General features: G+C 71.2%; 15 protein-coding genes. 9 read left to right on the plus strand and 6 right to left on the minus strand.

Translation table 11 applies throughout. From position 1 onward, the window contains the following. The first annotated feature begins 41 nt into the window (after positions 1-41). Positions 42-1,001 (plus strand): YihY/virulence factor BrkB family protein, encoded by a 960-nt coding sequence (locus Asi02nite_RS27935; protein WP_203716903.1) that lies wholly within the window; start codon positions 42-44, stop codon positions 999-1,001. A gap of 1 nt (position 1,002) precedes the next feature. On the opposite strand, the gene ppk2 is transcribed toward Asi02nite_RS27935, so the two are convergent. After that, positions 1,003-1,935, minus strand: coding sequence for a polyphosphate kinase 2 (gene ppk2 / locus Asi02nite_RS27940; protein ID WP_203716904.1), 933 nt, complete (start codon positions 1,933-1,935; stop codon positions 1,003-1,005). A 68-nt stretch (positions 1,936-2,003) separates the two neighbouring features. Here ppk2 and Asi02nite_RS27945 point away from each other — a divergent pair, with 68 nt between their 5' ends. After that, entirely contained in the window at positions 2,004-2,786 is a 783-nt protein-coding gene (locus Asi02nite_RS27945; protein ID WP_203716905.1) for an SDR family NAD(P)-dependent oxidoreductase, read from the plus strand. After that, a complete protein-coding gene (locus Asi02nite_RS27950; RefSeq protein WP_203716906.1) occupies positions 2,786-3,940 on the plus strand; it encodes a low temperature requirement protein A in 1,155 nt (384 codons plus the stop codon). Before Asi02nite_RS27945 ends, Asi02nite_RS27950 begins: the two co-directional genes overlap by 1 nt. Here Asi02nite_RS27950 and Asi02nite_RS27955 read toward each other — a convergent pair. The 3 genes from Asi02nite_RS27955 to Asi02nite_RS27965 are packed head-to-tail and all read right to left on the minus strand — an operon-like array spanning position 3,937 to position 5,985. Beyond that, the gene (locus Asi02nite_RS27955) at positions 3,937-4,764 is read right to left on the minus strand and encodes a retropepsin-like aspartic protease (protein ID WP_203716907.1); all 828 of its coding nucleotides are present in this window, start codon (positions 4,762-4,764) and stop codon (positions 3,937-3,939) included. The genes Asi02nite_RS27950 and Asi02nite_RS27955 overlap by 4 nt on opposite strands. Before the next feature lie 40 nt (positions 4,765-4,804). Beyond that, positions 4,805-5,227, minus strand: coding sequence for a hypothetical protein (locus Asi02nite_RS27960; protein WP_203716908.1), 423 nt, complete (start codon positions 5,225-5,227; stop codon positions 4,805-4,807). A gap of 8 nt (positions 5,228-5,235) precedes the next feature. Then, positions 5,236-5,985, minus strand: coding sequence for a Crp/Fnr family transcriptional regulator (locus tag Asi02nite_RS27965; RefSeq protein ID WP_203716909.1), 750 nt, complete (start codon positions 5,983-5,985; stop codon positions 5,236-5,238). Between the two features lie 320 nt (positions 5,986-6,305). Between Asi02nite_RS27965 and Asi02nite_RS27970 the strand changes: the two genes are divergently transcribed. The 3 genes from Asi02nite_RS27970 (at position 6,306) to Asi02nite_RS27980 (ending at position 8,502) form a co-directional block, all read left to right on the plus strand. Further along, positions 6,306-6,614: a hypothetical protein gene (locus Asi02nite_RS27970; protein WP_203716910.1), complete on the plus strand. Its 309-nt coding sequence runs from the start codon at positions 6,306-6,308 to the stop codon at positions 6,612-6,614. A gap of 15 nt (positions 6,615-6,629) precedes the next feature. Further along, entirely contained in the window at positions 6,630-7,562 is a 933-nt protein-coding gene (locus Asi02nite_RS27975; RefSeq protein ID WP_239127169.1) for a Dyp-type peroxidase, read from the plus strand. A 106-nt stretch (positions 7,563-7,668) separates the two neighbouring features. Continuing rightward, entirely contained in the window at positions 7,669-8,502 is an 834-nt protein-coding gene (locus Asi02nite_RS27980; protein WP_203716911.1) for an alpha/beta fold hydrolase, read from the plus strand. A 288-nt stretch (positions 8,503-8,790) separates the two neighbouring features. On the opposite strand, the gene Asi02nite_RS27985 is transcribed toward Asi02nite_RS27980, so the two are convergent. Both Asi02nite_RS27985 and Asi02nite_RS27990 read right to left on the minus strand, forming a co-directional pair. Further along, a complete protein-coding gene (locus tag Asi02nite_RS27985; protein ID WP_239127171.1) occupies positions 8,791-10,002 on the minus strand; it encodes a hypothetical protein in 1,212 nt (403 codons plus the stop codon). A gap of 11 nt (positions 10,003-10,013) precedes the next feature. Next, positions 10,014-11,537 carry an alkaline phosphatase D family protein gene (locus Asi02nite_RS27990; protein ID WP_203716912.1) on the minus strand — a complete coding sequence of 508 codons (1,524 nt, stop codon included), beginning with the start codon at positions 11,535-11,537 and terminating at the stop codon, positions 10,014-10,016. Between the two features lie 143 nt (positions 11,538-11,680). On the opposite strand from Asi02nite_RS27990, the gene Asi02nite_RS27995 reads away from it, so the two are divergent. The 3 genes from Asi02nite_RS27995 to Asi02nite_RS28005 all read left to right on the plus strand — a co-directional run bounded on the left by Asi02nite_RS27995 (position 11,681) and on the right by Asi02nite_RS28005 (position 14,776). Continuing rightward, positions 11,681-12,448 (plus strand): MEDS and STAS domain-containing protein, encoded by a 768-nt coding sequence (locus Asi02nite_RS27995; RefSeq protein ID WP_203716913.1) that lies wholly within the window; start codon positions 11,681-11,683, stop codon positions 12,446-12,448. Next, positions 12,445-13,404 (plus strand): anti-sigma factor RsbA family regulatory protein, encoded by a 960-nt coding sequence (locus Asi02nite_RS28000; protein ID WP_203716914.1) that lies wholly within the window; start codon positions 12,445-12,447, stop codon positions 13,402-13,404. The genes Asi02nite_RS27995 and Asi02nite_RS28000 overlap by 4 nt, the downstream gene beginning before the upstream one ends. 241 nt (positions 13,405-13,645) lie before the next feature. Then, positions 13,646-14,776 (plus strand): FAD-dependent monooxygenase, encoded by a 1,131-nt coding sequence (locus Asi02nite_RS28005; RefSeq protein ID WP_203716915.1) that lies wholly within the window; start codon positions 13,646-13,648, stop codon positions 14,774-14,776. The last annotated feature ends 15 nt before the right edge of the window (positions 14,777-14,791 follow it).

Here is a 14,791-nt window from a genome sequence, read left to right on the forward strand (position 1 = left end):
CACGCAGCGGGGCAAAAGGCCGGGTGATACCGGAGGTGCCCATGAGTGACAACCCGTCCGCCCCGTCGAGCCCGACCAAGCTGCCCCCCGGCGAGTGGCTGGCCAGCGCCAAGCGGGCCGCCAAGGAGTTCTCGGAGGACGGGGTCAGCGACTGGGCGGCGGCGCTGACCTACTACGGCATCCTGTCCATCTTCCCGGGCCTGCTGGTCGTGGTCTCGATCCTCGGCCTGCTCGGTCCCGACACCGTCAAGGCGGTGCAGGACAACCTGACCACGACGCTCCCGGGCGCGATCGCCGACTTCGTCAACAACGCGATCGACCAGGTGGCCGGCAACTCCTCGCTGGCCAGCGCCGGCGCGGTCGTCGGTGTGCTGGTCGCCTTCTGGTCGGCGTCGGGCTACGTGTCGGCGTTCATGCGCGCGTCCAACGCGATCTACGACGTGCCCGAGGGCCGGCCGATCTGGAAGACGCTGCCGACCCGCGTCGCGGTCACGGCCGCGGTCGGCCTGCTGCTCATCGCCTGTGCGCTGATCGTGGTCTTCACCGGCCGGTTCGCGGACTCGATCGGCGACGCGCTGGGCGTCGGCTCCGCGGCCGTCACGGCGTGGAACATCGCCAAGTGGCCGGTGCTGGTCGTCCTCGTCAGCCTGATGTTCTCGATCCTCTACTACGCGTCACCGAACGCCCGCCACGGCAAGTTCCGCTGGGTCACCCCGGGCGGCCTGCTGGCCGTGCTGCTGTGGATCGTCCTTTCGGGACTGTTCGCCCTCTACCTGACGTTCTTCGCGTCCTACAACAAGACCTACGGCACGGTCGCCGGCATCATCGTCTTCCTGGTCTGGCTGCAGCTCTCCAACATGGCCATCCTGCTGGGCGCGGAATACGACGCGGAACTGGAACGCGGCCGCGCGATCGCGGCGGGCCACCCCCGCGACAAGGAGCCGTACCTGGAGCTCCGCGACGACCGAAAGCTCAAGAAGCAGCGCCGCCGCCGGCAGTAGGTCAGAAGCCGGTGAAGGCCTTGGCCGGGGGCTCGCCGTCCTCGAAGAGCTCGCTGGCCGGGCCGACGATCAGCGGGTCGGGCGTACCCACGATCTCCTCGTCCTTGTTGTCGTAGTCGAACCGGGTCAGGACGTGGCGCATCGCGGCCAGGCGGGCGCGCTTCTTGTCGTTGCTCTTGATCATCGTCCAGGGCGCGTCGGCCGTGTGCGTGTAGAAGAACATCGCCTCCTTCGCCTCCGTGTACTCGTCCCACTTGTCGAGCGAGGCGAGGTCCGTCGGCGAGAGCTTCCACTGGCGCACCGGGTCGACCTGGCGGATCAGGAAACGGGTCTGCTGCTCGTGGCGGGTCACCGAGAACCAGAACTTGATGAGGTTTATCCCCGACCGCACCAGCATCCGCTCGAGCTCCGGCGTCTCGCGCATGAACTCGAGGTATTCCGGCCGCGTGCAGTAGCCCATGACCCGCTCGACGCCGGCCCGGTTGTACCAGGACCGGTCGAACAGCACCATCTCCCGGGCGGCCGGCAGGTGGGCGACGTAGCGCTGGAAGTACCACTGCGACTGCTCGCGCTCGCTGGGCTTCTCCAGCGCGACCACCGACGCCCCACGCGGGTTGAGGTGCTCCATGAAGCGCTTGATCGTGCCGCCCTTGCCCGCGGCGTCGCGGCCCTCGAAGAGGATCACCAGGCGGCGGTCGTTGGCCTTGATCCAGTTCTGCAGCTTGAGCAGCTCGATCTGCAGCAGGCGCTTCTCGCGCTCGTAGTCGGCGCGGTCCATCCGCTCGTCGTACGGGTAGTTCTCGCGCCAGGTGTCGACCGTCTCGCCGTCGGACTTCAGCAGCACCGGGTCGTCATCGTCGTCGTCGAGAACGCGGTAGCCATCGTACTGCTTGAGCAGGTTCGGGGTGCCGCCGTTGCTGCTTTCCGTGCCCATGTGCTGACGCTACCCAGCTGAGGTGACCACCAATCGCGGATCCAGTGAACACCGGTAGCGTGATCCATATGCGCATCGACCTGTCAGGCAAGACGGCACTCGTGACCGGTTCGTCCTCGGGGATCGGGCTGGCGATCGCCACCGGGCTCGCCGCCGCCGGAGCCCGGGTCGTGCTGACCGGGCGCGACGAGGCGCGGGTGAGCGCGGCCGCGGACCGGCTGCGCGCGTCCGGCGCCGACGCGAGCGGCATCGCGGTCGACCTGGCCGCCGGCGCCGACGCGGTGCTCGAGCGGGAGCCCGACGTCGACATCCTGGTCAACAACCTCGGCATCTTCGAGGCCCGCCCGCCGCTCGAGATCACCGAGGCTGAGTGGCAGCGCTACTTCGAGACCAACGTGCTCGCCGGCATCCGGCTGACCAGGCACTACCTGCCCGGCATGATGGACCGCGGCTGGGGCCGGACGCAGTTCATCGCCAGCGACTCGGCCGTGGTCATCCCGGCCGAGATGATCCACTACGGGATGACGAAGACGGCCCTGCTCGGGGTGTCGCGCGGCTTCGCCAAGGCGGCGGCCGGCAGTGGCGTCACCGTCAACACCGTCATCGCCGGCCCCACGCACACCGGCGGTGTGGAGGAGTTCGTCTACCAGTTGGTGCCGCGCGACCTCCCGTGGGACGAGGCGCAGCGGCAGTTCATGCGCGATCATCGGCCGCAGTCGCTGATCCAGCGGCTGATCGAGCCGGAGGAGATCGCGAACATGGTGGTTTATCTCAGCTCGTCGCAGGCGTCGGCGACGACCGGCGGGGCGCTGCGCGTCGACGGTGGTTACGTCGACGCGATCCTGCCCTGATGACGCCGGCGCCGCCCACCGCGGCGGAGCGCCACGCGTCCTGGCTGGAGCTCTTCTTCGACCTCGTCGTGGTCGTGGCCGTGGCGCAACTCGCGCACCTGATCGAGGGCGAGGTCGGCCTGCGCGACGCGGGCCTGTTCGTGGTGCTGTTCTACGCCGTCTGGAGCGTGTGGACGAGCTTCACATTGTACGCGAACGTCGCCGCCACGAAGACGCGTACGCGGGCGATGCTCGTGGCGATGTTCGGCATCGCGGTGATGGCCGCCGCGATCCCGGAGGCCGCCGGCGACCGGGGCGAGGCGTTCGCGATCGCGTACGTGTTGTGCCGCTGGCTGGGCATGATCTCCTGGCGGCGGACGGGCCAGATGCTGTTCAGCTGGCCCGCCGCGCAGGCCGGCGCGGGCTTCGTCCCGTGGGTGGTGTCCATCTGGGTGGAGCCGCCGGCCCGCTACTGGCTGTGGACCGCGGGCGTCGTGCTCGACATCGTCATCTCGGCGGTCCAGGGCGGCCGGGCGCGGGAGATGCTGGCCCGGATGCGCCGCTCGACGTCGCGCCGGGCCCGGTCGGTGCGGATCGTGCCCGCCCGGCTCGACGCGGCCCACTTCGGCGAGCGGCTCGGCCTGTTCGTCATCATCGTGCTGGGCGAGGCGGTGGCCCAGGTGGTGCTGGCGGCGTCCGAGGTGGACTGGACGAGGCCGCTCTTCGTGGCCGCGCTCGCCGGCTTCGGCCTGCTGGTCTGCCTGTGGTGGCTGACCCTGGAGTACGGCGCGCTGGCCGTCCCGCGGTTCGGCGAGCAGCGCATCGAGGCGTGGCTGGCGCTGCCGGCGCACTTCACGATGACGATGGCCATCACCAGCGTGGCGGCCGGCCTCGGCATGCTCGCCGACGACCCGGCCGACCCGCTGCCCGTCGCGGCCCGCTGGGTCCTCTGCGGCGGCCTGGCCCTCTATTTCCTGAGCACGACGGTGGTGGGCGCGGTGGCCGGCGCGCCCCGGGCCTGGCTGTTCGGCCGCGCCCTGCCCGCCACGGTGGCGGCGGCGCTGCTCGGCGCGTTCGGCGGGCCGCTGGAGGCACGCTGGCTCGCCCTGATCCTGGTCGGCGTCGCGATCTGGCAGGTCCGCTACGCCCGCCGCCACCCGGCGGTCGGCGCCTAGCCGCCCGCGCCTGCCGCCGCGTGCGGGCTCAGGACCATCCGCGCTCCGGTGACGTCGACGTGCAGCCGGTACCGGTCCAGGTAGTCGGTGCCGACGAGCCCGTCGTGAACGATGTCCTGGAACAGGACACGCGGCCGCGCCCGCGCCGTCGACGGCGCCGCGGCCAGGTGCACCGCTCCCGCGGCCGTCGCCCACCGCCGGGTCCAGCGGTATCCGGTCTCGTCGACACCGGTCTTCGTGACGACGCCGGCGTCGTCGGGGCCGACGCCGCAGTCCGCGAGGAAACGGGTGTCCAGGATCAGGTCGTCGGACCCCGTGTCGACCTCCACCACCACCTCGCGGCCGCTCGGCAGGACGAGGGTGGTGAACGGATCCACCGACGGTCCGTGCCGCCGCACGTCGAGCGGGATCTCGGCCCCCTGCTCGCCGAAGCCCTCGGCCGGGCGCACGGCCAGCGTCATCGCCCGCGGGTCGGTCGTCACGACCTGGTTCTCGAAGAACCCCAACCCGATGATCCCGGCGAACCCGTGCGGGCCGTCGACGTCGCCGAGGTCCGCCACCGCCGCCACGTGCCCGTCGACCGCGTGGCCGGCGAGGTCGAGCGGCGGCAGCCGGACCAGGTCGGCGCTGATCCACTGGCCGGACATGCGCTGACCCGAGAAAGACGCGCCGGTCGGCCGGACGTCGGGGCGGGCCGCCACCGCGGCCGCCACCACCGTGACGCCGATGCCGGTGTCCACGAGAAACCGGTAGGGATCACCACCCAGCCGCACGGGTACGCGGACGAGGTGCCGGACGCGATCGAAGGTCACCGTGCCGCGCACGCCCACCATCGTCGCGGGCGGCCCGGTCGATGTCCAGCCGTCAGGCCGGCACGTGGCCGGTCCAGAGGTCCTCGAGCGCCCGGTCGTGCGGCGGGCGGACCTGGATGCCGCTGCCCTGGAGATGGTCCCAGGCCACGCCCGGGACCCGGGCCTTGAGCTCGTGCGGCGGCAGGCGGTCGGCGAGGGGGAGCAGCGACTCGAACTCGACCTCGGCGTAGGCGCGCAGCCGGCCGCCGTGCTCCTCGGTGTGGACGTCGCCGGTGAACCGGCCCGCGCCGACGATGCCGCGGTCGCGCACCAGCCGCACCAGGAACGCGCGGTCGCCGGCGGCGATGCCCGACCGCCGCTGGCCGATGCCCCAGCGCCGGGCGACGGCCCGCCCGGCCGCCGTGGCCGCCACCGCCGCCGCGTAGTCGGCTTCCGGCCAGGCCTTGGGGTTCCAGGTCAGCAGGAAGGTCGACATGCCCCGCATCATCCCGCCAGCGGCGGGACCTTGTCGCGCGGATCGACGGGCGTGTCGACCGGGTCGAGGCCCGCGTAGCGGTGCAGCGCCGGCACGTCGAGGAGCAGGATGCGGCCCGGCTCGAGGACGAGCCAGCCGCGTCGTTCGAGGCGGGAGAGCACGGCGCTGACCGACTGGCGGGCGCCGCCGGCCAGGTTGGCCAGCACCGTGACCCCGATGTCGACGGTCATCGGGTCGGTGTGGCGGGCCAGCCGCAGCAGCGCCTTCGCCACCCGGCGGGCCAGGTCGAGAACCATGAAATCGGCTCGCTGTTCGGCGAGGGCGCGGACCTGCGCGCCGAATTGCAGCACGACGTTGTGCGTGAGGTGGGTCGACGCCGCCGCGAGTGCGACCACCGGTTCGGCGGGAATCGCGAGAATGACGCTTTCCCGGAGTACTTCCACGGATGCCAGGTGCGGGCGCCGGTCGAATACGGCGATTTCCCCGACCGCCTGCGGCGGCCCTTTGAGATGCAGCACCGAGCGGCGCCCGGAACGGCTCGGCTGGAACTCGCAGACCAGCCCGCCGTGCACCACCACCAGGTCGACCGGGTCGTCGCCCTGGTGCCAGAGAATCGTGCCGATCGGCATCGGAAACGGGGTCACGTGCGCGGACAGCGCGGCCAGGGCGTCGGCCGGCAACCCGCGGAACAGGGGGCAGCGGGCGAGCGTGGCGGCGACCTGGGTCTGGGACGTGGTTCGCGCGGAATCGTCGGCCATCGGGCTCCCTCGGTCGGGTGGCGCGGGTGGTCGTTCCGGGTGAATCACTTGTCGCGTGAAAAGAACCTGTTAATTCATTCGCCGGCGGAGCGAATCCGAACCAACAAGGATTGCACGTGGATTGGTGGCCGGTAAACCACGTCGTCCGATGTCCAGTATGGATGCTGACGTACGCAAGTCAATCGCACACCATGGGGTTGCGGCAGTGGCAATTGTCATTGCCCCGACAGAAACCCCGGAGGCATTGCCGAGGGTGGCCGCCGTGGCCCGACGGCGGCCACCGTGGTTTTGGCCACCCGCGAGCGGGGAATCCTGTACGCATGATCACCGAGGAACCGCCCGCCATCGCCCAGGTCTCGCCCGGCATGGAGGTCCGCGACGCGACCGGCGTCGCGGTCGGCGTCGTCGGCGCCGTCCAGCAGCCGGGCACCGACATCCGCCCCGAGCTGCCCGCCGGGCCGGCCGAGCTCCACATGGCCACCGGCTACCTGCTGATCGACCGGGGCGAGCAGTTCGAGAACGACGTGTACGTCAGCGGCGAGCAGATCGACCACGTCGCCGGTACGGGCGACGGCGCCCTGGTCACCCTGAACGCGAGCTGGACGGAGCTCGACCGCGCCGTGGACTGATATACGTTTGGCCCCATGATCGAGCCGCAGGCGGTGCTCGCGCCGCTCAGCCGGGCCGCACTGGTGCTGGTCGTCACCGTCCACGACGGCGACGAGGCCGCGTCCCGTACGCGTGACCTCTGCGGCGACCTGTCGGGTCTGGTGCGCTCGGTGGGCTTCCGTGACCTGGACGCGCAGCTGTCCTGCGTGGTCGGGTTCGGCGCGGCCGCCTGGAGCCGGATCTTCGACTCGCCGGCACCGCGCCGGCTGCACAAGCTCCCGGCCATCCGGGGCGAGAAGCACGAGGCGCCCTCGACGCCCGGCGACGTCGTGTTCCACATCCGCGCCGGCCGGCCGGACCTCTGCTTCGAGCTGGCCACCCAGATCCTGACCCGGCTCTCGGGCGCGGCCACCCCCGTCGACGAGACCCAGGGCTTCCGCTTCTTCGACTTCCGCGACCTGCTGGGCTTCGTCGACGGCACCGAGAACCCGACCGGCGACGCCTCGGCCAAGGCCGCGCTGATCGGCGCCGAGGACCCGGACTTCGCCGGCGGCAGCTATCTCGTGGTCCAGAAGTACCTGCACGACCTCGACGCCTGGAACAGGCTGCCGGTCGAGGCGCAGAACCGGGTGATCGGGCGCGACAAGCTGTCCAATGTGGAGATGCCGGACGAGGTGACGCCGTCGTCCGCGCACCGGATGCTCACCACGATCAAGGACGCGGACGGCAACGAGATCAAGATCATGCGGGACAACATGCCGTTCGGCAGCCCGGCGGCGGGGGAGTTCGGCACCTACTTCATCGGGTACGCGGCCAGCCCCACCGTCATCGAGCAGATGCTCCGCAACATGTTCATCGGCGATCCCACCGGCAACTACGACCGGATTCTCGACTTCTCCCGCGCGGTCACCGGCAGCCTCTTCTTCGTGCCATCGCTCACCCTCCTCGACACCCTCGGCGACTCGTAGCTCACATATTCGGGTGATGCGTAGCGCGCCCCGTCGTCGGCAGCGTTGACTGAGGCCGGTTTCCACGACGAATGGGACCGGTTTCGACTGGACGGGGGTCCGCAACATGCCGTACGTGACCGTGGGTCAGGAAAATACAGAGCCGATCCAGATCTACTACGAGGATCACGGCGCGGGTACGCCGGTCGTGCTCATCCACGGCTACCCGCTGAGCGGGCAGTCCTGGGAGAAGATCATCGCGCCGCTCCGCGGGAAGTACCGGATCATCACGTACGACCGGCGCGGGTTCGGCAAGTCCTCGCAGCCGGGGGGTGGCTACGACTACGACACTCTCACGTCGGACTTCAACATCCTGATGGAGACGCTCGACCTGCGCGACGCGGTGCTGGTCGGGCACTCGATGGGCACCGGCGAGGTCACCCGCTACCTGGCCCGGTACAACGCCACGACCGGCCGGGCGCGAAGCGGCGTGCTGCTCAGCCCGTTGGCGCCCAAGCTCTTCAAGACCGACGACAACCCGGAGGGCGTCGACTACTCGGTCTTCCAGGGCATCAAGGACCTCGCCGCGAAGGACCGGCCGCTCTGGATCAAGCAGTTCTTCGACCTGTTCTTCAACGTCAAGGACACGCTGGGCAACCGCCTCTCGCAGGAGGCCTGGAACGCCCACTGGAACGTCGGGATCACCGCGTCCCCGATCGCCACCTACGAGTGTGTGGACGCGTGGGGCGCGGACTTCCGCGAGGACGTCGGGCGGATCGACGTGCCGGTGCTGGCCGTCCAGGGCACCGCCGACCAGGTGCTGCCGTTCGAGGCCACCGGCAAGCGGCTTCCGCCGCTGATGAAGAACCTCAAGCTGGTGCCCCTGGAGGGCGCGCCGCACAGCATCCCGTGGACCCACGCCGACGAGTGCAACGCGGCGATCAAGGACTTCCTGAAGTAGCGCATCCGGAGAAAACCTGTGTGTCGAATGTGAAGTTTGGGGCGTTCGCCGTCGCTCACTGTTACGGTGACCGTGCAGTCAGTAACCGAAAGGCTGTGGCGCGCGCCCTTTCCGGTTTCTTCGCATCGAACGAACGGGGTTTCCAATGTCGCTCTTCGACCTGCTTGGTGGGGCTCTTGGTGGCGTTGTCGGCATCGTCGGCGGCCTGCTGACCGGTATCGGCGGCCTCCTCTTCTGACGCGCAACAGGGGTGCCTGGACCGCACGGGTCCAGGCACCCCTGCGTGGGTCACCAGGTGGAGTTGTTCCCACCCTGGGCGAGGTAGACCTGGTCGTACAGGTTGCCGTCGTTGTCGTCCGTGAAGGCGGCGACGATCTCACCCCACGGTGAGACCGCGAGGTTGAGCTGGTCCTGTCGACCGGTTGTGACGGTGCTGTAGGTCTGTGCCGCGAGCCGGCCCTCCGTCGTACCGTCCGGGTTGAACCCGCGGGCCCAGACGTCGAGACCCTGCTGCGTCCAGCCGACCACCGCGTCGGCCTGGTCGTCGATGCCCACGGTCGGTGCCGCCGCACCGGCCGCGGCGGTCACCTCGACTTCGCCGTGCCGCGGGTCGCCGTTCGCGGCGAACGAACGCGACCAGATCCCGGGCGTTCCCGTGTGGTCGGACTGCCAGGCCACCACGAAGTCGCCGTTGAAGTTGGCCGCGACCGCCGGCCGCCGCTGCTGGCCACCACCGGTGATGTTGGCCGCCCGGCGGGACAGCGTCACCGCGCCGTTGCCCTTCGCGAGCTTGACCAGCCCGATCTGGAAGAAGCCGTTGCCGTCGCTGTCCTCGTCCCAGACGATCGTCGCGTCGCCCGACGCGGACACGGCGATGTCCGGCGCGTGGTGCGCCCCGGTCGACTGGCTGGCCACCACCTCGTACACCTTGGTCGCGACGTTGGTGTAGCCCGCCGCCCTGACCGTCGTGACCGTCCCCTGGACGTCCTCCCAGACGACGGAGAAGGCCACCGCGGACGGCGTGCCCGGCGTGCCGTCCGGGTCGACCGCGACCTTCGGCGTGAGCTGCTGGCCGGCCGCGCTCGCGTTGACCTGACCCCGGCCGAGGATCGTCCCGGCCGGCGAGATCACCCGGTAGACCACGTTGTAGACGCCGTTGCCGTCCGGCTCGTCGTTCCAGACGACGACCGCGTTGCCCCGGTCGTCCAGGCCGACGTCCGGGTTGACGTGCTTCCACGGCACACCGGCGGTGCCGCCGGCGGAGAGCTTCTTCTCGTACGCGCTGGTCCCGTTGCGGAACAGCCGCACGTAGATCTCGGAGTTGGCGTTGTCGCCCGGGTTGGACTCGGCCCGGTCGTCCTCCCAGACGACGGCGACGTCGCCGTTGCGGTTGGTGGCGACCGCGGCGGCGTCCTGGTCACCGGTGGCGACGCTGTTGGCGGTGGAGACGGTGACGCCCGCGGGCACGGCGAGCAGGGCCGCGAGGATTGGCAGCAGCAACTTCTCTTCTCCTACAACGCTTGCAGGCCGGGGCGGCCGTCGAGGATGGCGAACGAGCGGGCGGTGGTGATCGCGGCACCGTGCTCGGTGACGCTGGCGAGGCTGCGGAAGTCCGCCCGGATCTGCGTACGCGTGATGGTGGTCCGGGTGTATCCGCGGCGGTCCTGGTGGAACTTGAGGTGCGGGTTCGTGGCGACGTTCGGGATCGTCGTCGTGCCCGAGCCGTTGCCGCTCGACGTGATCGAGGTGCAGACGAGCTCGGTGCCGATCGTCGCGGAGTTCGGGTTGGCGTAGTCGGCCTTGAGGTCGTTGGCCCACGCGCGGTGCACGTCACCGGTGAGGACGACGGGGTTGCGGACCCCGCGCTGCTGCCAGCCGGCCTGGATCCGCGACCGGGACGCCCGGTAGCCGTCCCAGGCGTCCATGCTCGCCGCGCCGGTCGAGGTGAACTGGCGGGCGAAGAACACCTGCTGGCCGATGATGTCCCAGGTGCCCAGCTTCTGCCCGAGCCCGTCGAGGAGCCAGGCCTCCTGGGCCGCGCCGGTGATGCTGCGGCTGGCCAGGTCGGCGTCGGCGCACACCTTGCTGCCGTCGCCGCAGGCCTGGTCGTCGCGGAACTGGCGGGTGTCGAGCATGTGGAACGTGGCGAGCTGGCCCCAGCGCACGCGGCGGTAGAGCGGGATGCTGTTGCCGCTGGGCGCGCTGGCCGGACGCAACGGCATGTTCTCGTAGTACGCCTTGTAGGCGGCGCCGCGCCGGGCGGTCCACTGCGCCGCGGTCAGCGCCGGGGTGTTGTTCTCCCGCACCGTACCCGCGTAGTTGTTCTCGACCTCGTGGTCGTCCGGCACGACCAGCCAGGGCGCGGCCTGGTGGGCGGCCTGCAGGTCGGGGTCCGACTTGTAGAGCGCGTACCGCCGGCGGTAGTCGGCCAGGCTGACGATCTCGGCGCCGACGTGCTGGCGTACGCCGCTGCCGACGCCACCCTCGTAGATGTAGTCGCCGAGGTGCAGCACGAGGTCGGGCCGGTCCTCGGCCAGCCGCCGGTAGGCGGTGTAGTAGCCGCTCTCGTAGTGGGCGCAGGACGCGAACGCCATCGTGAAGTCGCGACCGACAGTGCTGGTGGCGGGGGCGGTGCGGGTACGGCCGACCGGCGAGATGTGGCCCTGGGCGCGGAACCGGTAGTAGTAGTCGGCGTCCGCCGCGAGGCCCCCGGCGACCACGTGCACCGAGTGGGCGTCGGAGTAACGCGCGGTGACCGCGCCCTGGGCGACCAGTGAGCTGAATGTGTCTGTTGTGGACACCTGCCATTCGACCGTCACGTCGGCGTTGGGCATGCCGCCCTGGCCGTCGGCGTTGAGCGGGGTGGGCGCCAGGCGGGTCCACAGGACCACGCTGTCGGCAGCGGGTTCGCCGCTGGCGACACCGAGCTTGAAGGGATACGGCGACGCCGCGCGGGCGCTCGACAGGGGGACGATCGTCGTGCCCACAGTGGCCAGTCCACCGAGGACGAAGATGCGTCGGCTGAGCCTCGTCATGCGCAGCACACTGACGGTGTTCGATGAATAGAAGATGATCAACGGGGGTCCGGGTGGCTGACCATGAGGTGGCCGCCGGCTGAGCGTTCGGTGCCGCCACCCGCCGTCAGGTGCCCGGGGCTGCGACGGCGTACTCTGTCCGGATGCGCGCGGCTGAGGCACCGGCCGCCCGGCCGAACCCCGCCGGGCGGCACCTGTGCTTCGCCTATGCCGATCTTGACGAGTTCCTGACGCGGGCCCGGGCCTTCCTGGCCGACGGCCGCGCGGCGGGCGCGCAGGTCCGGCTCGTCGGTGACGGCCTGCCCGACCTCGACGGCGTCCGGGCCGAGTCGCTGCCCGACGTCTACGACGTCATCGACCCCGCGGCGCAGGTCGACTACTGGGCCGGGGCGCTCGCGGACGCGCTCGCCGCCGGCCACAGCGGGCTGCAGGTGGTGGGCGAGGTGACGCCGCTCGTCCGGTCCGCCGCCTTCGGTGACTACGAGCACCTGATCGACCGTTTCATCGCCCAGCATCCGATCTCCGGCCTGTGCGGCTACGACCGCCGCGTGGTCGACCCGGCCGTCCTGGCGGAGCTGGCCTGCCTGCACCCGTGGCACAACGTGCCCGAGGTGCCGTTCCGCGTGCACGCCGCGGCCGGCACCGGCGACCTGGCGATCTCCGGGGAGCTCGACGTGACCGGCGCCGCGGCGCTGGTCCGGGCGCTCGACCGGGTCTCGCCCGCGCTGGTCGAGGGCGAGCTGTTCGTCGAGGCGAGCGGCCTCGACTTCGTCGACCACCGGTCACTGCTGCAGCTCGCCTCCTACGCCCGCGGCCGCGGCGCGACGGCCGTGCTGCGCACCCCACTGCCGGCGGCGGCGCGGCTCGTCGACCTGCTGCAGGTCCCGGGCCTGCGGGTGGAGGCGCGATGACCCGCAGCGGTGCGGCCGCCGAGCACGTCGGCTACTTCCACGAGGCCGTCTACTACGACAGCGACGACGAGTTGCTGGCCGTCGTGCTGCCGTTCCTGGTCGGCGGCGTCGACGAGAAGGAGCCGACGGTCGTCTCCTTCGGCCCCGAGAAGGCCGACCTGGTCCGTCGCGCGTTGCCCGCCGCCGCCCGCGGCGGGGTGTCGTTCCTGACCGGTGGCAGCGTGTACGCGCGGCCGGCGGCAGCCATCCGGGCCTACCGCGAGCTGCTCGCGGGGCACGTCGCCGACGGTGCCGGGCAGATCCGGATCGTCGGGGAGATCCCGCGGCCGTCGCTGGGCGCCACCTGGAACTGGTGGGCGCGGTACGAGGCGGCGATCAACCAGGCGTACGACGAGTTCCCGTTGTGGAGCCTGTGCGCGTACGACACCCGGATCACGCCCTCCGCCGTGCTGGGCGACGTCGCGCGGACCCACCCCCGGACCCTGCACGCCGACGGGCAGCACTCGCTCAGCCCGTCGTACGCGGCGCCGGCGTCGTTCCTGTCCGCCTGGCCGCCGGTCGCGTTGGACCCGTTGCAGGAGGGTCCGCCGCTGATCACGCTCGTCTCGCCGACGGCGGCGGAGGCCCGGCACGCGGTGCGGGCCGTGGATCCCGGGTTGCCGCTCGACGAGATCGAGGAGTTGGTGATCGCGGTCAGCGAGGTGGTGACCAACGCGCTGCGGCACGGCGTGCCGCCGGTGCTGGTGCGCTACTGGTCCGGGTTCGACCGGGTCGTGGTGGCGGTGACCGACGGTGGGTCGGGGCCGACCGACCCGTTCGCGGGCCTGCTGCCCTCACGCGACAGCGCGACCGGCGGTCTGGGCCTGTGGATCACCCACCAGTCGTGCAACTACGTGGCGTTCTCGCGCGACGAGTCGAGCTTCACCCTCCGCCTGACGGCGGGCAATCCGTTCTGACGTCGACGTCCCGGCCACGGGCGGAAGGGTTCGTGACGTGGCGGCGGCCGCCGCCGAGGCGGGCGTGTCGCCCGAGGGGTCGGGGTTCGGTGGTGAAGCCGGCGGCCGCGGCGGAGTGGGGCGGGGTATTTCGGCTATTTCGCCGACCCTGACGGTCATCTGTGGAAGGTCGCTTGCGCTTCTTGATTCTCGTTGTCAACCTTGGTTGACGTTTTCCGGCGTTGTCAACTACGGTTGACGGATGGATCCTGTCGTGATCGTCGGGGCCGGGCCGGTCGGGTTGATGGTGGCGCGCGAGCTGGCCCGGCTCGGCGTTCCGCACGTGGTGCTGGAGGCGCTCGCCCGGCCCAGCGAGCTGCCGAAGGCCAACGGGATCGTCGGGCGTGCGGTGCCGCTGCTGCGGCCGCTCTTTCCCGGCGCGCGGCCGGCGCCGCGGTTCATGTACGGGGGCTTCGCGCTGGACCTGCGCCGGTTGCGGGACAACCCGGTGTGGGTGCTGCCCGTGCCGCAGCGGCGGCTCGAGGAGGTGCTGGCGGTGGGCGTGCCGGTGCGGCGGGGGCACACCGTCGGCGGGCTGGTCGCTGACCCCGCCGGGATCGAGGTGTCCGTCGAGGGGCCGTCCGGGGCGTACACCCTGCGCGGTTCGTACGTGGTGGGCTGCGACGGGGCGCACAGCTTCGTGCGGAAGGCGGCGGGGATCTCGTTCGACGGGTCGTCCGACGACGGGGTGGTGACGCGGAGTGCGCACGTGGTGCTGCCGCGGCGCGCGCTGACCCGGGTGCGGGGACTGCTGCGGGCGCCGGGCGTGCCGTACCGGCCGTATCTGTTCCATCGGACGGCGGGCGGCGTGTTCTCGTTCGCGCGGTTCGGCGGCGGGCCGCATCTGGTCACGACGCTGGAGTGGGGTGCGGGTCATGACGAGACGGCGCCGATGACGGTGGGTGAGCTGCGGGAGAGCCTGGCGCGGGTCCTGGGGTCGCCGGTCCTGCTCGGGTCGCCACCCGCGTCGGGTGGGCCCTACGTCCTGCGGCGTGCGACGTCCCGGCAGAACAGGATCGCGTCGTCGTACCGCGCCGGTCGGGTGCTGCTGGCCGGCGACGCCGCGCACGTCGTCGCCGGTTTCGGCGGACCGGCGCTGAACCTCGGGCTGTTCGACGCGGTCGAACTGGCGGGACGGCTGGCCCGCGATGACGTGTCCGGCTACGACGAGGCCCGGCGACCCTTCGCGCAACGGGTGCTGGCGTCGGCACGGGAACAGGCGGAACTGCTGGCGCCGGGGCCGTCGACGGACGCGCTGCGGGTGCGGTTCGCGGCCTACCTGCGTACGCCCGAGGGCCTGCGCCGGGTCGCGGACACGATCGGGGGAGGCTGATTCCTGTCGTACCCC

Origin of the sequence: Asanoa siamensis (assembly GCF_016862555.1) — a bacterium.
GTDB lineage: Bacteria > Actinomycetota > Actinomycetes > Mycobacteriales > Micromonosporaceae > Asanoa > Asanoa siamensis.